Annotated in this window: 21 protein-coding genes; 16 read left to right on the top strand and 5 right to left on the bottom strand. The window is 34.6% G+C overall.

Features of this window, described 5'->3' with window-relative positions; genetic code table 11:
- Positions 1 to 154 precede the first annotated feature (154 nt).
- A complete protein-coding gene (locus tag J7E44_RS05970; RefSeq protein ID WP_214826527.1) occupies positions 155 to 1,537 on the bottom strand; it encodes an RtcB family protein in 1,383 nt (460 codons plus the stop codon).
- 112 nt (positions 1,538 to 1,649) lie between these two features.
- Here J7E44_RS05970 and J7E44_RS05965 point away from each other — a divergent pair, with 112 nt between their 5' ends.
- The 3 genes from J7E44_RS05965 to J7E44_RS24080 all read left to right on the top strand — a co-directional run bounded on the left by J7E44_RS05965 (position 1,650) and on the right by J7E44_RS24080 (position 3,277).
- The gene (locus tag J7E44_RS05965; protein ID WP_214826524.1) at positions 1,650 to 1,982 is read left to right on the top strand and encodes a HopJ type III effector protein; all 333 of its coding nucleotides are present in this window, start codon (positions 1,650 to 1,652) and stop codon (positions 1,980 to 1,982) included.
- Positions 1,983 to 2,086: 104 nt separating this feature from the next.
- Positions 2,087 to 3,100, top strand: a complete 1,014-nt coding sequence (locus tag J7E44_RS05960) for a helix-turn-helix transcriptional regulator (protein WP_214826520.1) — start codon at positions 2,087 to 2,089, stop codon at positions 3,098 to 3,100.
- Positions 3,101 to 3,148: 48 nt separating this feature from the next.
- Entirely contained in the window at positions 3,149 to 3,277 is a 129-nt protein-coding gene (locus tag J7E44_RS24080) for a hypothetical protein (protein ID WP_261511306.1), read from the top strand.
- A 52-nt stretch (positions 3,278 to 3,329) separates the two neighbouring features.
- Here the strand turns inward: J7E44_RS24080 and J7E44_RS05955 are convergent, their stop codons facing one another.
- Both J7E44_RS05955 and J7E44_RS05950 read right to left on the bottom strand, forming a co-directional pair.
- A complete protein-coding gene (locus J7E44_RS05955) occupies positions 3,330 to 4,514 on the bottom strand; it encodes a DUF1501 domain-containing protein (protein ID WP_214826517.1) in 1,185 nt (394 codons plus the stop codon).
- 19 nt (positions 4,515 to 4,533) lie between these two features.
- Positions 4,534 to 5,913, bottom strand: a complete 1,380-nt coding sequence (locus tag J7E44_RS05950; RefSeq protein WP_214826514.1) for a DUF1800 domain-containing protein — start codon at positions 5,911 to 5,913, stop codon at positions 4,534 to 4,536.
- A gap of 235 nt (positions 5,914 to 6,148) precedes the next feature.
- On the opposite strand from J7E44_RS05950, the gene J7E44_RS05945 reads away from it, so the two are divergent.
- From J7E44_RS05945 to J7E44_RS05915, 7 genes are all read left to right on the top strand, one after another.
- Entirely contained in the window at positions 6,149 to 6,712 is a 564-nt protein-coding gene (locus J7E44_RS05945; protein ID WP_214826511.1) for a transporter, read from the top strand.
- A 115-nt stretch (positions 6,713 to 6,827) separates the two neighbouring features.
- Entirely contained in the window at positions 6,828 to 7,874 is a 1,047-nt protein-coding gene (locus J7E44_RS05940; protein WP_214826508.1) for a glucokinase, read from the top strand.
- A 149-nt stretch (positions 7,875 to 8,023) separates the two neighbouring features.
- Positions 8,024 to 8,590 (top strand): YceI family protein, encoded by a 567-nt coding sequence (locus J7E44_RS05935; protein WP_214826505.1) that lies wholly within the window; start codon positions 8,024 to 8,026, stop codon positions 8,588 to 8,590.
- A gap of 78 nt (positions 8,591 to 8,668) precedes the next feature.
- Positions 8,669 to 9,295: a YceI family protein gene (locus J7E44_RS05930; protein ID WP_214826502.1), complete on the top strand. Its 627-nt coding sequence runs from the start codon at positions 8,669 to 8,671 to the stop codon at positions 9,293 to 9,295.
- A gap of 73 nt (positions 9,296 to 9,368) precedes the next feature.
- Positions 9,369 to 10,010 carry an alpha/beta hydrolase family protein gene (locus J7E44_RS05925; RefSeq protein WP_214826500.1) on the top strand — a complete coding sequence of 214 codons (642 nt, stop codon included), beginning with the start codon at positions 9,369 to 9,371 and terminating at the stop codon, positions 10,008 to 10,010.
- Between the two features lie 107 nt (positions 10,011 to 10,117).
- Positions 10,118 to 11,464 carry an ammonium transporter gene (locus tag J7E44_RS05920; protein ID WP_214826499.1) on the top strand — a complete coding sequence of 449 codons (1,347 nt, stop codon included), beginning with the start codon at positions 10,118 to 10,120 and terminating at the stop codon, positions 11,462 to 11,464.
- Positions 11,465 to 11,559: 95 nt separating this feature from the next.
- A complete protein-coding gene (locus J7E44_RS05915) occupies positions 11,560 to 12,978 on the top strand; it encodes an L-serine ammonia-lyase (RefSeq protein ID WP_214826498.1) in 1,419 nt (472 codons plus the stop codon).
- A 402-nt stretch (positions 12,979 to 13,380) separates the two neighbouring features.
- On the opposite strand, the gene J7E44_RS05910 is transcribed toward J7E44_RS05915, so the two are convergent.
- The gene (locus J7E44_RS05910) at positions 13,381 to 14,226 is read right to left on the bottom strand and encodes a prephenate dehydrogenase (RefSeq protein ID WP_214826497.1); all 846 of its coding nucleotides are present in this window, start codon (positions 14,224 to 14,226) and stop codon (positions 13,381 to 13,383) included.
- Between the two features lie 216 nt (positions 14,227 to 14,442).
- Between J7E44_RS05910 and J7E44_RS24220 the strand changes: the two genes are divergently transcribed.
- Together J7E44_RS24220 and J7E44_RS05900 are read left to right on the top strand one after the other, a co-directional pair.
- Positions 14,443 to 17,451, top strand: a complete 3,009-nt coding sequence (locus tag J7E44_RS24220; protein ID WP_353050449.1) for an RHS repeat-associated core domain-containing protein — start codon at positions 14,443 to 14,445, stop codon at positions 17,449 to 17,451.
- Positions 17,451 to 17,810, top strand: coding sequence for a hypothetical protein (locus J7E44_RS05900; RefSeq protein WP_214826496.1), 360 nt, complete (start codon positions 17,451 to 17,453; stop codon positions 17,808 to 17,810). The genes J7E44_RS24220 and J7E44_RS05900 overlap by 1 nt, the downstream gene beginning before the upstream one ends.
- A gap of 510 nt (positions 17,811 to 18,320) precedes the next feature.
- On the opposite strand, the gene J7E44_RS05895 is transcribed toward J7E44_RS05900, so the two are convergent.
- Entirely contained in the window at positions 18,321 to 18,875 is a 555-nt protein-coding gene (locus J7E44_RS05895) for a hypothetical protein (protein ID WP_214826495.1), read from the bottom strand.
- A gap of 161 nt (positions 18,876 to 19,036) precedes the next feature.
- On the opposite strand from J7E44_RS05895, the gene J7E44_RS05890 reads away from it, so the two are divergent.
- From J7E44_RS05890 to J7E44_RS24215, 4 genes are all read left to right on the top strand, one after another.
- Positions 19,037 to 19,240: a hypothetical protein gene (locus J7E44_RS05890; protein ID WP_214826493.1), complete on the top strand. Its 204-nt coding sequence runs from the start codon at positions 19,037 to 19,039 to the stop codon at positions 19,238 to 19,240.
- Positions 19,241 to 19,438: 198 nt separating this feature from the next.
- Positions 19,439 to 20,050: a hypothetical protein gene (locus J7E44_RS05885; RefSeq protein ID WP_251040501.1), complete on the top strand. Its 612-nt coding sequence runs from the start codon at positions 19,439 to 19,441 to the stop codon at positions 20,048 to 20,050.
- A gap of 375 nt (positions 20,051 to 20,425) precedes the next feature.
- On the top strand, positions 20,426 to 20,638 hold the full coding sequence (locus tag J7E44_RS05880; protein ID WP_214826491.1) for a hypothetical protein: 213 nt from the start codon (positions 20,426 to 20,428) through the stop codon (positions 20,636 to 20,638).
- Positions 20,639 to 21,047: 409 nt separating this feature from the next.
- Positions 21,048 to 21,239, top strand: a complete 192-nt coding sequence (locus tag J7E44_RS24215) for a DUF2971 domain-containing protein (protein ID WP_214826490.1) — start codon at positions 21,048 to 21,050, stop codon at positions 21,237 to 21,239.
- The last annotated feature ends 19 nt before the right edge of the window (positions 21,240 to 21,258 follow it).

Raw genomic sequence — 21,258 nt, 5'->3', positions numbered from 1 at the left:
ATACTTGTAATTGATTATAATTAAATTTTTTTGAATTACATAATTTAATCTCTTGCAGGTTTTACAATTGTGGCAGATTAATATTATAAAAAATCTACGTGATCTGCTTAATCTGCGAGAGTAAAATATATTCAATAATCAATCAGGCTTAGTTTCAAGCTTTTTTAAATTTCCTTTTCTTTTTCCATGGTGCATTTTTTCCGACATCACCTGCCATGATACATCCGTAAGGCATCACCTCATCCAGTACTTCACATAATCCATATTCCTCGATTTGAGCTCTTACGTTTTTAGCGCTCTTATAGGCGGTAGGTAATTCAGAAATGTCAATTTCATTCGAGAAGAATCGGATATCCAGTCCTTCGGTTTCTTCAGCAAAAACTTCTTCAATGGTTTTATGAGCCAATGATCTTTTATGCTGACTTCTGCTGAAATTTCTTCCTGCTCCGTGAGGGGCAAACCCGAGATTTCTCTCATTGGTTTTTCCCTGAACGATCAGAACGGGTTCTGCCATATTTAGTGGAATCAATCTTGGTCCCGTAATATCAGGCATAAATTTATCATCCAATGGAGTAGCCCCTTTTGCATGGTAGAATAAATCTCTATCCTTGAATACGAAATTATGCTCGTTCCAGAATCTGTTTTCTTTTTCAACTTCCATCTTATTTAAAACAGCATCATGAATAGATGTATGGTTTTCTTTCGTCCATGCTCTGATCAATTGAAGTGCTTCCCAATATGATTTTCCTTCTTCTGTATCATATGGGATCCAGGAATTCTCTTTTAAAGTTTCCGGTGAAATATCCTGTCTGAAACGGTTTGCAACTTTCATTCCTTTATCATACAAAGCAGCACCCGGAGCTCTTGATCCGTGGTGGGTTACCAACATTGTATTTCCCGTATTTTTAGAAATTCCAACGAATAAAAAATGATTTCCATCTCCCTGGGTTCCCATATGAGAACGGGCAATACTGATCAGTCTTTCATCATTCAAAAAGTAATTTTCCCTGAACGCATCCATTAGTTCCTGAGACATTGGCATTTGCTCACCTCGTGGTCTTCCACCGTATCCGAAATGTGTTATTGAATGTGCAGCATCCAGTACTTCTTTAGGATTCGCCTTTCCAAAGTCTGTCAACATAACGGAACAACAGATATCTGCGCTATGAAATCCTGGATGGATAGCATTTTTAGCGACAACAACTCCGCCAACGGGAATATGACCTTCCGGACCAGTAGGGCAGGCATCAGGCATTAAAGCTCCATCCACTAATGTTGGTGTTTTCATTAAAACCTGCATTGTTCTGATTACTTTTTCTACATTGTCAAGTTCACTTTCGTTCTCAGCTCTGATGTTAATAATGAAATCTTTTGGAGTTTCATGCAACGGCATCTGATCCGGTTGTTCGAACTGTTCCAGATAAATTTTAATCTCAGATTCATCCAGATTGTTAATGTGGATATATTCGATTGCTTCTTTAAACCATTTTGCTGGTCTATATCCTAATTCTATTAAGTGATTTCCGTTAAATTCCATGTGTTCTCTCATTTTGATAATGCAAAGTAATTACGCAAGTGTGCAATGTTTTTGCGTAGATGATTTTTTTTTGATTATTTTTACATCAATCTTTTTAAAAAATACATATTGTATGTTATTGGAACAATTAAAGAACTCACCTGAAGAGATTCATTTCAAAGACGTTATTACTTATATCGATGAGAATTATAACTTTACACCAACAAAATTTAAAAACGGAACTACAGCGAATGAAGCAGATCAAAATAATGGATCTTGTAAAGTATTTAGTTTTGCAAAGCTGAATGATCTGTCAAAAGAGGATGTTTTAAATCTTTTTGGAGAATTTTACAGAGAAGATGTTCTTAAAAATCCTGAAGGGGTTGATCATCAGAATATCAGAAACTTTATGGAGTTCGGATGGGACGGGATTGTTTTTGAAGGGGAAGCGTTAAGAAAGAAATAATTCTGGCACAGCGATAGTAAAATACGATGAATGAGATTGCTTCACCTTCGGTTCGCAATGACGATGCAGCATAAGCCAGCCAATACCCACTAAACACAAGAAAAATGTCATCCAATAAAAACGCTCTGATCCGCTATAAGACTCTGGATAAATGCCTTAAGAACAAATACCGCCAATACACATTAGAAGACCTGATCGATGAATGTTCCGAAGCGTTGTTTGAGTTTGAAGGAAAGGAATCCTTTGTAAGCAAACGTACCATACAGCTGGATCTGCAGAATATGCGCAGCGAAAAGTTCGGTTATGAGGCTCCTATTGAAGTTTATGAGAGGAAATATTACCGATACAGTGATCCTGAATACAGCATTCATAATATTTCGGTGAATGAAAGCGATCTGAAAGCAATGAACAATGCCGTTCAGATCTTGAAGCAGTTCAAAGATTTTTCTATGTTTAAAGATATGAATGGGGTGATCCAGAAACTGGAAGATTCAATTCATTCAACCAATCAGAAATCCATTATTCATCTCGATAAAAATGAACGGCTGAAAGGATTGGAACATATTGATATTTTATATGAAAGTATTTTAAACAGGAGGGTATTAAAGATTCTATATAAAAGCTTTAAAGCAAGGGAATCTGATTATTACATCGTTCATCCGCAGTTACTGAAAGAATATAATAACCGTTGGTTTCTTATCTGTTGGTATAAAAATAAAATGTATAATCTGGCATTAGACAGGATGGAAGAAATCTCTATTGAAGAAGCTGTTACATACATTGATAAGGAGTTTGATTCTGATCGTTATTTTGGAGAAGTGATCGGGGTTACTGTTTCAGATGGGCAACGTCCTCAGAATGTTATTTTTAAAATCAATGCCAAGCATGCTCCGTATGTTAAAACAAAACCTTTTCATCATTCTCAGGAAATTATAAATGAAGATGATAGTGGGACAACATTTAAAATATGTGTGCAGCTTAATTTCGAATTAGAAAGGATGATCCTGGGATTGGGTGAGTTTATTACTGTTTTAAAACCGGAACGGCTTAAGAGAAGAATCCAGGCCAGCCTGAAAGAGGCTTTTCAGAATTATCAGAATCTTAATGAAGGGGTCTGATTTAATAAATGGCGCAAAAATTGTAATTGTTAATCAAAATAAATAAATATGAAATCAAGAATTCTTAAAGCAGTCATTGCTATAGTTGCCCCACTTGTTATCGAGTATATCGTAAAAAAAGTGAGTGAAAAATTAGATAAAAAGGATGAGGCTAAAAAAAAGCAGATTACAGCTTAAGTTAGACATCATTCACTATGATAAAAAGGCTGTCTGTTATGGACGGTCTTTTTTATATAAAATCATAGACACCGTTTTTCCAGCCCAATACTTTTGAAGAATCTGCTTTTAGCCAGTTCCTGAGGATCGTAGCATATACTTTCCTGAAATCTTCAGTATAGATCAGATCACCCTCATTCAGGTTTTGTAAATCGGGAAGGGTATTTAGAAATCCTTTCTTTTTAAGCCCACCACTGATAAAAAACATTTGATTTGCTGTTCCATGATCGGTTCCATTACTGGCATTCTGAGCAACACGACGTCCGAATTCTGAAAAGGTCATTAGAAGGATGTTGTCAAAGAGCCCGTTCTCCTTCATATCGGCCACAAAAGATTTTACTGCTTCATTGATATCTGTGAATAGCTTTTGTTGCCTTTCATTCTGATTAACATGGGTATCGAAACTTCCTACGGAAAGATAATAGACCTGTGTATTAATGTCTGATTTGATTAGTGATGCTATTGTTTTGAAGTCTTTACCCAATGTTGAATTTGGGTAGGTTTGATCCGTTTGTTTAGATTTGCTTTTTTCAAAAATGTAACTGGCATTATTGATCGTAGAACCTAAGGTCTGATAAAGATAAGAGACAATTTCATCTTCGTGATGGTGGTCATAAAGTGATTTGAAATATTTTTCCTGACTGGTTTGATAGAGTCTCTTTGGATCTTTGAAAGCAAATGCCTTATTATTTTCGCCTTTTAATGCCAGGCTCAGCATATCATCAACTTCCAGAGCCTGAGTAGGATGTTCACAACGGTAACATTCTTCATCGAGAAAGCGTCCCAACCAACCAGTTTCTAAGAACTCATCACTTTTACTTGCGGACTGCCAGATATCCATGCTTCTGAAATGTGATTTGTCAGGATTCGGATAGCCGACATTGTTCAAAATAGCCAATTCTCCATTGTCGAAAAGATCTTTGAAAGAGGAGAGTGCAGGATTGATTCCTGTTTCATCATTTAATCTTAGAGAATTATTGATCGCAATATTTTTTCTTTCCCTGAAGTACACATCATTTTTTATCGGAATAATTGTATTTAATCCGTCATTCCCTCCTGTAAACTGTAGCACGATCAAAATATTTTGACTGGGTTGTAACGCGTTATCCAACGTCATGGATCTCAGGAAGTTTGGAACTACCAGTGAAGCTGTTGCTAACGAACTTATCTTTAAAAATTCTCTTCTTTTAATTAACATCTTACTGCTTTTAAGGAGGTTACATCAATTGATACTCTGGTGTGGACATCAGATTAATTATATTCATTTTTACACTCTGATCAGAAAAGTTTTTCACAGAACTCATATCCAGGGATTTCGAGTTTTGGAGAAGATAGTCCTCCCCTTTTTTATTCTGAAAAACCTTTTCTACACGATTCCAGTCGATGGTGATATTTGGATTTTTAAACGCTTTATTTAATGCTGTTTCACGGGACTTCATTCCCATATCAATATCATCATCCTGTCGGGGGCTGTATTCTAAAGGTCTTAATCCGGACCAGATCTGAGGGATCTGAAGTCTTAGCATCAGTGTAGAACTGTCGATCCAGGATTTCCCACTCGGCCATCCCGCCACATTGGGTGGATAAAGAAGCATCTGTCCTAACAATTTTTGATAGACGATGAGATTTTCAGGAGCTTGAATATTCATAGGTAAAACTCTCATCATTCCTACCATGAGCTCAATAGGGGATTTTATTTTTGTTCCGATATTTTTTGGATCATAAAACCATGAACCTGAAAAAATGTGCTGCAAAAGCTTTTTTATATCGTAACCTGAATGGTAAAAATCCTCACTTAATCGATTGATAATGGTATTGTCAATGTTTTCGTTAACGAAAAATTTATAAATTTTAGTTGTTATGAATTTGGCCGTAGCCTTTTGTTCCAGAATAATATTTAAAATATCATCGCCTGTGAAATTTCCAGTTTTTCCTAAAAACGCTTTGGTTCCTGTATCGTGAAGTTTTTTTCTTTCATTAAAATTTCCATCCTTATCATATCCCCACCCTGTAAAGGCTCTGGCGGCTTCTCTGATATCTTTTTCATTATAATTTCCCCGTCCCATGGTAAATAATTCCATAACCTCGCGGGCGAAGTTTTCATTGGGATGGTCTTTTTTATTCTGTTGATTGTTGAGGAAACTCAACATAGCAGGAGAGCGGCTGACATCAAAAAGCAACTCTTTAAAATTACCCAATGCATTTTTTCTGATACTGTTTAATAACTGTCTGTTGAATTTTGAATTATTAATTCTTGTAGCGAAATGGCCATGCCAGAAAAAAGCCATTTTCTCTCTGAGTTGATCTGGACTGTTGATCATGCTATCGAGGAAATTAAGGTTAAGCTCATTATTCTGCTCTCTGTTGATTTTCTGATTTTCTTTTCTCTTTTCGGCAGGTGTTGGTGAGTTCATATAATCAACAGCAGCTACATCCGGGGTATTATAGGTCAGTTCAGTAAAAGCTTTTTCTTTAAACAATTCATCGATCAAAGTTTTATTTGATAGAGTTTGTATGTCTTCAAACTGGCTAATGCCGGGACCAAAGCCTGCACGCCAAAGTAAGTGCTTGTTATGAAGTATTACAGGAAATGCCATGAATAGATTTGTATTTTGGATATCATAAACTTAAAGAGGTTAAAAATTAGAACGTTTAATACGTTCATAGATTGTTTTTTTAACATTAATTAAACATTTATTTAAATTTTAACAAAAATTAACTATTTGATTTTCATGTATTTGTGTTTCTTGTAGATGTTAAAACAGTGAAAAAGTGCTTGGTTGGCATGATTTTTACATCATACTGATTAGTAAAATTTAAAGATCAGAAATTATGAAAATGTTTAAACAAGCAGTTTTATTAGCTGGAATTTTAACAGCAGGTATTGCAAGTGCACAAAGCGTACAAATGAATAATATGCTTAAAGTAGGAGCAAATGTTGGATTAGCTGTTCCTTCAGATAATCTTTCCGCTGCTGTAGGGGTGGATGTGGCTTACCAAAATCTGATTACTCCGGGATTCGGATTAGGTATCGCAACTGGTTATTCCCATTATTTTGGAAAAGAAAACAATGGATATAAAAATAATGATGTGGGAGTAATTCCTGTTGCAGCATTAATAAGAATTTATCCAAAACAAACTGGTTTCTATTTTGGAACTGACTTAGGGTATGGTTTCTTGGTAGGTGATGATAAAGTAGCTTCAAATACTTTGGTTGACAGACCAAGTGGAGGTTTTTATATCAAACCTGAAATTGGATACCATAACAAAGACTGGAATTTCTTCGTACAATATCAGAAGGTATTTACAGGAAGTAAAGGCGATTTAGTGAATCAAGACTACAATGTGGGTAACATTGGTGTTGGATTTTCTTACAATATTGCGTTAGGAAAGTAGTTAGATTTATATATAAACAATTATTAGCCAAAACCTTTTCATTTTTTTGAAAAGGTTTTTTACTACCATATACGATTTCCGAAAACTATTATTATATTTGATAAAATTTGTGATTATGAACTTAAATCCAAAATTTCCCCTTTATTTACCGGGTGTAAAAGACAGTAATAATGATGATGTTTCTATCATTGGAGCAAACTTACGTGAAGATATTACTACATTGGGTTATTACATATCTGGCAACGGAGGACTCGATATAAAATTACAAACCAGCTATCCGACAAAAGAGTTTTCCTCTTTTTCGGCGATCCTGAAAAAGTTTATTCAGGAGAATCAGCTGAATAATGTAAAACGTTTAGGAATAGCTGTTCCGGGACCTGTCCTTAACGGGAAAAGTAGTCCTGTAAGATTGGGCTGGAATTTCGATGTTGAAGAATTTAAAAATGAGTTCGGTTTCGAAAAGGTTGATATGCTTAACGATCTGGAGGCGTCTGCATATGGAATGGGACTTCTAGAGGATAGTGAACTAGACGCAATTTATACAAGCGGGCATCTGGAGAAAGGAAATGTAGCTATTTTAGCACCAGGAAATGGGCTGGGAGAAGCGGGGTATTTCTTTGATGGAAAGTATCTAAGACCATTTGCAACAGAAGGTGGTCATTCTGAATTTTCTCCAAGAACAAATGTTGAAGTGGAGTTTTATCAATTCTTAAATAATATTTATGGAATTGTAAGTTGGGAAAATGTTCTTTCTAAAACAGGATTATTTAATATTTACAGATTCTTAAGAGATGTAAAAAGACACCCTGAACCGGAATGGCTGGCAGATCGTTTGGCAAATGGAAACTTCTTACAGGAAATTTATAAAGCCGCTGTAGAAGAAGATGTGCTGATCTGTAAAATTGCTTTGGATACATTCCTTGAGTTTCTTGCAAGGGAAGCTAATAACCTTACTTTAAAGGTTAAGGCTACCGGAGGTTTATTGATCTCAGGAGATATTCCTCAGATGCTGATCGACTATATGGATAAAACGAAATTCTATGAGAAGTTTAAGATAAGCGACAAAATGGAGGATATGCTCAGAAACATTCCAATATACCTTATTAAAAGTAAGCTGACAGGATTACATGGCATAGCGCTTTATACCGCCTACTATGAATAAATAAATATCAACTTCGGAATTTCCGGAGTTTTTTTATGCCTGATATTATTCATGAAAATAATTGATTTTATTGATCTACATCAATAAAATCTATCGAATAAGATAGCTACATTTGTATCGTTAAATAAACAATTAAATAACTTTATTCAATGAAAAAAATATTATTATTAGCAGTTTTAGCTAGTGGATTGGTTTTCGGACAATCAAAAAAAGTAGTAGCATCTGATGTACACTGGTGGGGATACAAAGTAGCAAAGTCTGAGGCTAGTTCTCACGATGGTACTGTAAAAGTGAAGTCAGGAAATCTGATAATGAAAGGAAATAACCTTGTAGGTGGATCTTTTGTTCTTGATATGACTTCTATTACTTCTACAGATCTTACCGGAGAATATCAGACTAAATTAAATGGTCACCTTAAAACAGGAGATTTCTTTGAGGTTGAAAAATATCCTACAGCTGCTTTTAAAATTACTTCTGTAAAGAAAAACGATGACAAAGTATATAACTCTTTAGTAACTGGAGATCTTACAGTAAAAGGAAAAACAAACAGTATTTCTTTCCCTGCAAAAATTGCTTACAGCAAAGGAGTAGCAAGTTTAGTATCTAACAAATTCTCTTTCGACAGACAAAAATTTGATATTGCTTACAAATCAACAATGCAAGATGTTTTTGTGAAAGATGACATTGATATGCTTGTAAAAGTGACTGCTAAATAATTTAATCAAAAAAAGATTGTTAAAAGTGTAGAAGTTCTACACTTTTTTTTATTTTTGTTGAATTGTAAATAAAAAAGAATGAAAAGATTACTATTGTTTGCTATGATGTGTGTGAGCATATCATTTGTTTCTGCTCAAAGAAAATTTGATAAGGTTTCTAAAGTTACTTCTTCTGAGATAAGATGGACGGGCTATAAGGTTGTAAAAACCGTGGCATCATCACATTCGGGTACCGTAAAACTGAAAAGCGGAAAATTCAATTTTGATAAAACAGTTTTGGTAGATGGTGAATTTGTAATTGATATGAGAAGTTTGATGGCTGGAGATGTTTCCGATGAGGATCAGATCAAGCTAACCAACGATCTTAAGAGTACTAATTTCTTTGAAGTTAAAAAATTCCCGATCGCTCTATTTCATTTAACCAAAATTATTCCTTTGGCAAACAGTGAGTACAATTCAACAGTATATGGAGATTTTACATTAAAAGGGGTTAGAAAGACAATTACTTTCCCGGCTAATGTTTATGTTACTCAGTTTACTGTTGTTGTAGAGTCTGCTAAGTTCTCGCTAAACAGAAGAGACTTTAAAGTATTCTATCAGTCTTCATTAAAAGATTATTTCATTAAAGACGAAATGGACATTCAGTTCAAAGTTTCTACTGAGAAATTGGATAACGATAACAGAATTCCTGTAAAGAAAAAATAAAAGGAATTACTTTTAACAATAAATTAGATATGGGCAGCTTTAAATAGTTGCCCATATTTTTTATTTTAGCAATATGAAAATTTACATAGTAAGCGGACTCGGTGCAGATTTTAAAGTGTTGGAAAAATTACAGTTTCCAGATCACCTTGAAGTGGTGTTTATTGATTGGCTGATCCCGGGACTGAATGAGAGTTTTCCGGAGTATATCAACAGAATGGCATCTAAGATTAATGATTCTGAACCTTTTAACCTTTTAGGGTATTCGTTTGGTGGAATCATGGTACAGGAGATCAATAAAATAAAGCCTGCTGAAAAAGTAGTGATCCTGGGAAGTATAAAATCTGATAAAGAAAAATCCAAATTAATAAAAGCAGGACAGATTACCGGGATTCCCAAGATTCTGCCAGTTCGTTTCTTTAATGAAAGGAGCGCAACGGCTTATTCTGTTATGAGAAAATTTTTCGATCCTAAGAACCCGAAGGTGTTACAGTATTTCAGAGTTAAAGATCCTTATTACCTAAAATGGTCTATAGAGAAGATATCAGATTGGAGTTTTGAAGAAAATCCTGATGTAATTCAGATATTGGGAGATCGAGATATTGTTTTTCCTGTAAAAAACTCAAAACCCAATTATATCATCAAAGGAGGGACGCACCTTTTTCCGGCCACAAAACCTAAAGAAGTTTCAAAAATTCTAAATGAAATATTTCAGTAAAATATTATTATTTTGATTTTATCTTAAAATATTTAGGGGTATTTTTGTTTTAAAATATGTTTTTATAAAATTTATCTCTATTTTTGATAGGGTTAAAATTAAATTTTATGAAAATTGGTTTAAAATGGAAGATCTCCTTTGCTGTGATCACAATTGTAGCGATTGGAGGTTTATTCTGGACTCCGGCAGCAGATCTGCCTAATTCGGGTGAATTTTTAAGCGAGGATAAAATCGTTGGCGCCGATGTCGCATGGATCTTAGCAGCCGCAGGTCTCGTCTTGCTTATGACGCCGGGATTATCATTCTTCTATGGTGGAATGGTAGGTAAGAAGAATGTTATTTCGACCATGCTGCAAAGTTTTATTGCTTTAGGAGTAATTTCTATTTTATGGGTGGTCGTTGGATTTTCGTTATCATTTGGTGATTCTCTGGGTTTTGAAATGAATGGAGAACATTACGGATTAATAGGTAATCCTTTAAGCTATCCATTTTTCAACCATGTCGGTGTTTTACCGCATAAGGCTATGGCTTCTACAATACCGTTTATTCTGTTTGCCTTATTTCAGATGAAATTTGCTGTTATAACCCCCGCGCTGATTACCGGTTCTTTTGCAGAAAGGGTGCGTTTTATTTCCTATCTGTTGTTCATGGTTCTTTTCAGCATCTGTATTTACACCCCACTTTGTCATATGGTCTGGCATCCAGATGGCCTTTTGAATAAATATTTTGGTGTCAAAGATTTTGCGGGTGGAACAGTCGTTCATATGAGTGCCGGATTTGCGGCATTAGCTGGTGCGATGGTTGTTGGAAACAGGAAGAATCCTCATCACGAACCTTCTAATATTCCTTATGTACTCTTAGGTACAGGAATGCTCTGGTTCGGATGGTTTGGGTTCAATGCGGGATCTGCTTTAGGAGCTAATGCGACAGCTGCCACAGCCTTTGGAACCACTACCATAGCATCTGCCTCAGCAATGATGACCTGGATATTTTTTGACAGGATCAATGGAAGGAGTGTTTCCGCATTAGGAGCATGTATTGGTGCAGTAGTAGGATTGGTAGCCATTACACCGGGTTGTGGTTTCGTCTCCATTTCGGAAAGTCTTTTCATAGGTTTTATAGCTGCGATCGTTTCCAATATGATGATGAACTGGAAAAAACTCAAAAAGATCGATGATACACTGGATGTGTTTGCCTGCCATGGGGTAGGGGGAATCATGGGAATGATCTTAACAGCTATTTTTGCTCATGGTGAAAATGCCAGTCTTCTGCATGGTGGTATTGAGGTTTTCGCCCATCATATGATGGCTCTGGTTTTGGTTTCTGCATTTGCCTTTTTTGGATCTTTAATGTTGTATAAGATTACAGATATGATCATTACTTTAAGAGTATCAGAAGAATCGGAAAATATAGGTCTGGATATCTCTCAGCATGAAGAGAGTTTGAAGTGGTAGAGGTGGGTTAAATATTTATTTAATCCTTAGCTGAAGAGAAGTAAGATAAAGATTTATCATGTATCTTTGTTATGAGGAAAAATGATGAATCTTTTATGGAATCAATATCAGTATTTGAAATTATTAAAGTAGGGATAGGTCCGTCGAGTTCGCACACGATGGGACCTTGGAATGCAGCTTCTGCATTTATCAGAATTATAAAAAGGGAAAGATCAATCGCAGAGGTGAAGGAAGTTTTCCTTGAATTTTTTGGGTCTTTAGCGAAAACCGGGATTGGACATGGAACAGATATCGCCGGAATACTGGGACTAAATGGTGAAGATTTTAAGACCATCAATACTTCAAAAATTGATGAAAAAATAGAGAAAATAAAAAAAGACCAGATTATTAACCTGGGTGGAGAAAAAGAAATTCCTTTTATCTATGGCTATCATTTGATTTTAAATATGCAGAAATCTCTGGATTTCCATCCCAACGGAATGATTTTTAGAGCTGTTTTTGAAGATGGAACCGAGCTTGTTCAGGATTTTTATTCTGTAGGCGGTGGGTTTATTGCAAGTCAGGAAAAAAACTCTATAGAAAAACACTGTATCCGAACGCTGTATCCATGTCATCATGGTTCAGATATTATAAAATATTGTGAAAAGTTGGGATTTCAGAAGTTTTCAGATCTGATCCTGATCAATGAAGAAAGCTGGAGAACTCAGGAGGAAACAAGACAAGAGGCACTGAATATCTGGAAACAGATCAAAGAATGCGTCTATAAAGGAGTAAACAAAGAAGGAATTCTGCCGGGTGGTTTAAATGTTACCAGAAGGGCAGCCGGGATCAACAGAAAACTTTTAGGAGATAAGATCTATAAAAATATCGATGAATGGTTTCAGCAGGTAGTTGACGCCGAAGAAAACTTCACCAATATCAACAAATGGATCGCCTGTTTTGCATTAGCCGTGAATGAGGAGAATGCGAGCTTCGGAAGAATTATCACAGCTCCTACGAATGGGGCAAGTGGTGTTATTCCTGCTGTTTTAATGTATGCTCAGGCTTTTACCCCTTTTACAAGTGAGGATGATATTGTAAGATTCCTATTGGTTGCCGGAGAGATCGGAACCTTATTTAAAAAGAATGCCACTATTTCCGCTGCAATGGGTGGATGTCAGGCTGAGGTAGGCGTTTCTTCTGCAATGGCAGCAGCGGGCTTAACTGAAATATTGGGCGGAAGCATAGGCCAGGTATTGATGGCTGCTGAAATAGCAATGGAACATCATTTAGGTTTAACCTGTGACCCTATCAAAGGACTGGTACAGATTCCGTGTATTGAAAGAAATACAATGGGTGCTATGAAAGCCATTACTGCAGCTAATATCGCTCTTGAAAGTGATCCTGCAAAAGCAAAAGTAACTTTAGATGAAGTTATTCAGACCATGTGGGAAACCGCACAATCGATGAGTGACCGATTTAAGGAAACTTCTGAAGGTGGATTGGCTATTGCGGTGAATGTTCCTGAATGTTAAAAATTGCATGATTCTGTGAGTATCTAAAAACTACAAAAGCTTTAAACACTTTAGTTATTTTAAGTTTAAGATATGCTGCATAATAAGTACACATGAGTTTTAGAAAAATCAAAGATTTTTACATGGATCTAACTTAATCAGCGAAGCCCTCTTTGCTCACTTAGATATTTGGAATGTTAAAATAAAACTTTGCGTTAAAAAATAGATTGGAAAATTCTATTTCTAGCCATAGCTTCCAGTCTTAAAATAGTATTCGCCGACTTTGAGAAGGCAATTTTTGTTTCTTTTGTTTGAATTCGTCGAATCTTCGATTTTAAGACAAAAGAAAAGAATAATAAAAAAGGATTATAAAGAGATTTCTCCTTCGTCGAAATGACAGAGAAAAAATATTCAATAAGAGGACTACTTATCAAGTATTCCTCTTATTTTATTAGCATTGGAAATTAATTCCGTCAAATATTCATAATTCTCTTTTTCTAACGCGGCTTTAAACTTTCGAAGCTGAGAGATATGTTCATTAAGGACATCCAGTACATTTTCTTTATTCTGCTTGAAAATAGGAACCCACATTTCAGGATGTGATTTTGCCAATCTTACGGTACTGGAGAAGCCAGAACTCGCCAGCTGAAAAATAGTATCTTCCTCTCTTTCTTTCTCTAAAACCGTATTAGCCAAAGCATAAGACGTAATATGGGAGATATGGGAGATATAAGCAGTATGTACATCATGATCTTCAGCATTCATATAGATGAGGTGCATATCAAGACCCGCTACAATTTTTTGAACAAGCTCCAAAGCATCGGCTGCTGATTCTTCTTTATTGCAGATCACCCCGGCTTTTCCTGAAAAACTCTCGGCAATAGCGGATTTTGGACCACTATTCTCGGTACCCCACATCGGGTGAAAAGCTACAAATCTTGATCTTTTCGGATGGTCTTTTACACCATTTACAATTCCGGCCTTTGTAGATCCGGCGTCCATTACGGTTTGATCATCAGAGATCAGATCCAAAACTGCAGGTAGGAGCTTTCTTGCTGAATCCACAGGAATAGCTATGATAACAAGATCTGAGTTTTTAATACCATACTCCAGATCTACCTTAGCATCAATGATCTTTAAGCTTAAGGCTTCATCAAGGTGCCTGCTGCTGTTATCTATTCCATATATAAAATCAGCAATCCCTTTTTCTCTTAGTTTTAAAGCGATAGAACCTCCAATGAGTCCTACGCCAATAATACTTATTTTCATCTTTTTAATATTTAAAATAAAAAACCCCGTCCTAGGACGAGGTTGTATATCATTTATAAGAATCCCTATCCCAGATCTGAGCTAAATATTCTATAGTAATATGTTCCGTTATTTGTAATCACGAAGCGAAGGTATAAAATATTTTTTAAATGATAAATATGATTTTTATGTAAAGTGACTGAATGTTGAGTTTCACTTCAGCTGTATAAAAACTCTGTGAAGGATGAAGATGGTAACGAAACCATAGAATTTAAAAATGGAAAAGGGCAGACTGTCTTGGTTAGAAAAGTCATCAGTGCAACTGATAATGCGGATACCTATTATATTTATAATGAATATGGCCAGTTGACATTCGTTATTCCACCAAAAGCTTCTTTTACAATTAAAGGATTAACGGCTGGAACAGTTATTTCAGGTGCTGTGTTAACTGATTTTTGTTACCAATACCGCTACGATGGTAAAAACAGGTTGGTAGAAAAAAAGATCCCTGGAAAAGGATGGGAATTTATGGTATATAATAAGGCGGACCAACTTGTTATGACCAAGGATGCTAACCTTGCAGGTAAAAGCCAATGGTTATTCACCAAATATGACCAGTTTGGAAGAGTTGTTTATACTGGCCTTATCAATAATGCTGGAAGCAGACAAAGCCTACAGACAGCGGTAGATGGCAATGCCAATTTATTTGAAACACGAAGCACAACAGCATTTACCCTTAATGGAATGCCTGTTTATTATTCTACACTAGCATCTCCATTAAGTAATGTCATTCAGATTCTTAGTGTTAATTATTATGATACCTATCCTCCGGGTACTCCTGCTGCTCTCAATACTTTCGCACAAAAGCTCCTTACGGATATTACAGGTAGTAAAGTGACCACCAAAAGCCTTCCTACTGCTTCTTATGTGAAGAATATTGAAGATGATAACTGGACAAAGAACTATAGCTATTATGATAAAAAAGGAAAGGTTATTGGAATATATTCTATTAACCATTTAGGTGGCTACACCCAGACTGAAACTGAAATGGACTTTGCTGGAGCTGTTAAAAGATCAAATACTATTCATCGTAGAAAACTGGCAGAGACAGCTGTCAATGTAAAGGAACGCTTTGCTTATGATACTCAAAACAGATTAAAACAACATTTCCATCAGGTAGACAATAATCCAGAGGAATTATTAACTGATAATACCTACAATGAACTTTCGCAATTAAGCAATAAAAAAGTAGGAAACAATCTTCAAAGTATAGATTATAGCTACAACATAAGAGGCTGGTTGACCGATATCAATAAAAACCAGATGTCGGTAGCCAATCTGGAAGGGAAACTGTTTTCTTATAAAATTAAATACAACCAGAAAGAAGGGGTTACCAACCCTGATTCGGTATTGTTTCCCGGTAAAAATATTGAGGCTAAATACAATGGAAACATTGCCGAAGTAGATTGGAGAGCCGTGGAAGCAATTGGAGCTAATCCGTCACTTACACCCAAAAGATATGGTTATGTTTATGATAAGCTAAACCGACTAACGGCAGGATATTATCAAAATCCAAATAACCCTAGCAGTAAAGAAAATACAGAATCTTTAACCTATGATTTGAATGGAAACATTACCAATCTTTACAGAACCTCTGTATTGCAAGGAACCATTGCCACAAAAATTGATGATTTAGAATATACTTATCTAGGAAATCAGGCAATATCAATTAAAGACAACAGTGGTAACAGTACCGGTTATGAGGGTACTGCTGGTCTTCCGATCACTTATGATCTAAATGGTAATATGCAAACGATGGCTGATAAATCTATTTCAGGCATTGCATACAACCATTTAAATTTACCTTATCAACTGGCAATAGATAAAGGGACACAAATTGCCGAAATTTCCACTAAATACAGTGCTGACGGAACCAAATTGAGAAAAGAAAACTATACCTCTTCTTCAGGAGTTGCAGGGACAACATGGTCAAAAGTAGTTACAGATTATCTTGACGGATTCCAGTATGTGAATCAAACCAGTTCAGGTGGAGGTAGTGGCGGTGGAAGCACCGAGATGATGGTAGATAATCTTGAAACCTCAAGAGCTTTGGAAATGGAGGCTTATTCTGTAGAACCAGTAAGTGCTATGGTTGGTTTTGAATCAAAGAATCCTGAGCTTCAGTTTTTTCCTACAGCAGAAGGATTTTATGATTATGCAAAAGATCAGTATATTTACCAGTATAAAGATCATTTAGGAAATGTAAGGATAAGTTTCGGAAGAAACAGCGCAGGAGCTCTTGAGATTACAGATTCTAATGATTACTATCCATTTGGGATGAATCATCTAAAGACCGGAAATTCTTTCTTTAGCCCTAGTGCTTATAAGAACTACAAGTACAATGGCAAGGAGCTGCAAGAGACTGGTATGTATGATTATGGAGCTAGAATGTATATGGCGGATATTGGAAGATGGGGTGTCGTGGATCCAATGGCAGAACAAATGCGTCGTCATAGTCCATACAATTATGCATTTAATAATCCTTTGAGGTTTATTGATCCTGATGGTAAAGCTCCCGAACAAATAGAACCAGGAAGTCAAGCGGAATGGAATAGACAAAAACAGGCAGCTCAAGTTCAATATGCATCGGCTGTAGCATCTAATCTTATTGCTAATGGAGCACTATCAGATAAGGTTCAAAGTTTGAGTACAACCCTTAATAATATGGATACTTTAGAACAAAGTACGCAGGTATATAGTTTAAATAATATTGGTTCTACTGGAATTGGTGGTACAACATATGACCCTAATACTGGTAATATTGTTATTGCATTTGGAACTGATTCTAATTTTGTACACGAAATGACCCATGGAGCGCAATTTGAATCTGGAGATATAGCCTTTGATGGAACTACAGGTGCTGTAGTAGCCCAAGATATAGGAGACGAAGTTTCGGCGTATAAAGCACAATATTTTTATGATGCTTCGTCAGTCTCAGGCTTACCCTCTACGTCAGGAACTACTGTAAGTTCAGCTACTGATATTACTTCTGGATGGGTACAAGGATTGGATGGAGGTACTTTGTATAATCCTGGAGGGAGATCTAATACAGCTGCAGCACCAGTAAATATAAATTCTACTAAGACAGATTTGATCAATGCCTATCCTCATAACGCAGCTGGTCTGACTGACTTACCTAGCACTTATACTATTAAAAATGATTTTCCAAATTTAAAAACCAAGTAATGAAAAAATTAAAAATATATTATTGTTTATTATTCATAATAAGTTCTTGTATTGCAAAGAAAGATGTATATGGTAATTATCAATATAAAGGAGTTTCGTATGGATTCTCAAAAGAATATAATCTTTTAATAAAAAAAGATAGTTTTAGTATGTCATACAAATCGCAGGATGCTTCTCCAAAATGTATAGGGAAGTGGAACATTTTTCAAGATACTCTATACTTAAGATGTAATAAAGAAAAATTAGTCACTAATATGTTATCTAGAGGATATATGAATCAAAGAGATTATAAGCTTAAGATTATTGGAAGTAAAAGACTTAAAATGTTAAAAGAAAATATTATTTTAAGCAAAAAATAATTCCGCTGTGCAAAGTCTATTACTTTGATTGAATAAACAACACGCTCATTGAGCGGGTTTGTTGTTTATCTAAAAGCCTGTTTAGTTTTAAAATTTTGGATATAGGTATCAATAACGTAAAAGAGAATGCTTCTGGTGTCAGGATCCATTTTTTGGATATCATTAATACGCTGTACAATCTCTTTATCGAATGCAGCGTTTTCCCCTTCCCCGATTAAGAAATCTACTGTTACTTCAACTGGTAAATAAGTAAAAAATAATAAAAAGAAAATAAAGTTATTATTTCAGATTTTTAAAAGATAAGTTCAAGTCCAATGGATATAAGAAAAATCTCTACCCATTGGGTTGTATTTTTCTTTATAAACTTGCTTTTTAAAATCTTTCACAATAATTAGATGGCTTTCTTTTTTTTTCTCTTTGGAGGTTATAATAGTTATCAAAGTGAAGATCCAGAAGAAAACAAAAAAAGACAGAATATTTAATCGTTAAAAGTTTTCACAACAAACTAATTTATAACAAAGAGTTCCCCTTAAAATTTTTATTTAGATGTTTTTTAATGGCGTGGTTTAAAATGTTTTGTCTTTTTTTTACTTGTTTCAAGAATGAGTTATTTTCATTTCTATTAAAAATTCTATCACATCTTTTTAAATAGGATATATAATTAGATTGTTTCTTGATAGGCATCTTTACTGGTTCCAAATCGTATTCTCCCCATTCATTTTTTACAAACCTATATCTCATTCTGAATTTTTGCTTTAGTTCTTTAGAGTCATTATCAATATTTTTTAGAGGAGCATTATATAATTTCTTAATTTGGTGTTTGTAAATTGCCCTTTTGCTTTCTGGTGTTATATTTTGGGTAGCCCTTTTAGCTCTTCTCTTGACTATGTATATAAGTCTTCTAAAATATTTTGACAGGTTTGTAGATTTTATGCTCGTACTAAATCCTCTGTATTCAAATCCTAGATAAATGAGAGGTTTTGCAATTCGTCTTTGATTATTTTCAATCTTAATAGATGTAAGCCTTTTATCAGAATTCTTGTTGTAAATTAGATTCTCAAACAAGAATTCCTCAGTTTTGTGAGTGCTTATCTTTAAGCCATACTTTAGAATCTCAGTTAATACAAATTGTTTTATGTTATCTACATCCTCGGAAGCACAAATTATTAATAAATCATCAGAATATCTTCTATAATAAACATCTATGAAAAATTAAATAATAAAATATGAATCCATATACTTTTAGAGAGCTAGAATTAACATACGGCGAATTTATATACTTAATAAATGAAGGAGGAGAAGGTCTTTCTGGAGTATATGAAGGAGAATATGATAATACAAACGAGACTTTTAAATTTAATAATTCTTCAAATGGAATATCAGAAACTATTTACATTGAAAAACTTCAACTTTTAAAACGAATAAACTAGCAAAATCTCAAAAAACGATCTAATAAAATATCACTTTTAGTCCTAGCGGCCAAAACTGCCAGAGAAGCTTTTTTTCTTTAGTATGATGAAATGGTATTCAGTGTAGTATAAAAATGAAGTACATTAGTGTACTGTAATTACTGAGATTGCAGTTATTAGTTATAAAGCATAACTAATACCATTCATAAGGAGAATCTAATGAGAAAAAGAAATTACATTATCATCGGAGTTTTGACATTCGTATTAGTAGTTGCGCTAGGGGTATGGTACTTCCTTTTACTAGGTGGATTGAGCGGTATGGGAAGCCCGACAGGAGGAAGGGGTCCTAATTACCCTTATTTTATTACAACAGAACCTATGATGGTGAAAAAAATAGTACTGCCTAAAGGAACAAAACTGACCTATGAAGAACAGTTTTTTAAGGAAGGGCAGCAGGACAGAATAATGAATGAAAAAAAGCTTACCATTATAGAATTACCAAAAGGAAAAACAATAGATTGGGGTGGAGTACCTGTTTATATGATCGCAAAATTTTTTAATCCTGAAATGAGGGGATTTTCGGTTTATTCAGATTTTAGCCAATTAAAGGATGAGAAAAAGACTAAGTTTATTGAAATATGGCAAAGTTGTGGTAGTGATTTAGGGGTTTTAATCAAAAACCAGGATGACTGGACTTTTAACACAAAAAATATTGCTAATGTTTTGGATTGCAGTGTGAATTTTCAGCGTTATTTTAAGGAAGATGCCCAACAGCAGCAGCTTCTTGATAAACTTTATAACGAGTCCAAAAAAGTGGGTAAAACCAAATGAGAATGAGATAGCACCGAAAATACTTATTTTAACGAATAATAGTAATGCTGAACTAAATTTTTTGTAAGTATATTAAAAAGATATACTCCAGCCAACCATTCACTTAGTATTAATAAAAAGAATTTACAGAAAATGAATTTTAAGATATCGCTGGCAAAAAATACACTTATTTTTTATTCCATTATTGGTTTGATCATTAGCTGTGCTTCGATCTATAACCTGATTTGGGGGCTAATACTTCAAGAAACCCCAAGTTACAGAATAGGGGCTTTCAGCTTGTTCGGTTTTATCATATTTCCGGTCATTATTATTTCAACCTATCTCAAAAATAGATGCAAAACTTATTCAAGAAGTTAGAATATAAAATAAAAAGAGATGCAGAGTTTGATGGGATACAAATTAAAGCTAAAAAATATGGGTTTTCCGGTTTCGGAACATAAATTTATGCTTGAAAATAAATCAACTATTTTAAAACTTAAAAAAAATCTCGCAAAACTTAATAAAGAAGGGATTTTATCTCAACGAAAATTAAAACAAGATTTTAAAGGAATTAAAGAAATTGGATATGATTATGTTATCGAAAATTAAAAAATACTGCAGCCAACATGAACATGTTTAGCAATAGTAGTAGAGCGAAACTGCAAAGTTCAACGGTATTTCTTCGATTGAAATTTGTGCAAAATTGCAGTTTTATAGTTCGATTGCCTATTATCGCAAAGCCAAAAACTGAACCTATAAAAACTGAAAATATGTTTGATTTGCTCCCAAAAACTTTATACAAATACAGAGATTAACAGAAAACCAAATCTTTTTTTCTTCCCAAAATGCATTTGATCCATTTGATGCAACTATCCCTTTCAGATATGATGAGAGAGAAATTACTCCTGAAAATATTTTTAAAAATTATATGAAACAGGACGTGAATATATGCCACATCTTTCAGAAGCAGAATTGATTGATAAATGTTACGAACAGCAAAATTCAGGGATATTTGAAAATGATGAATATTGGAAAAAATCATTATGAAAAATATGTTGAAAATGTAAATAGAAATTTTGGAATTTATAGTTTGACAACAAAAAATTCGAATTTACTAATGTGGTCACATTATGGTAACTCTCATAAAGGTTTTTGTATTGGATTTAATACTGAAAAATTATTCAAGTTAGTAATGGGAACACTTGGATAGATCCTCATCTAAAACCAGA

The sequence above is a fragment of the Chryseobacterium sp. ISL-6 genome, assembly GCF_018613715.1.
Classification (GTDB): Bacteria; Bacteroidota; Bacteroidia; order Flavobacteriales; family Weeksellaceae; genus Chryseobacterium; species Chryseobacterium paludis.
Note: the sequence above shows the minus strand (reverse complement) of the source record. Positions and strands in the feature narration are given on the sequence as shown.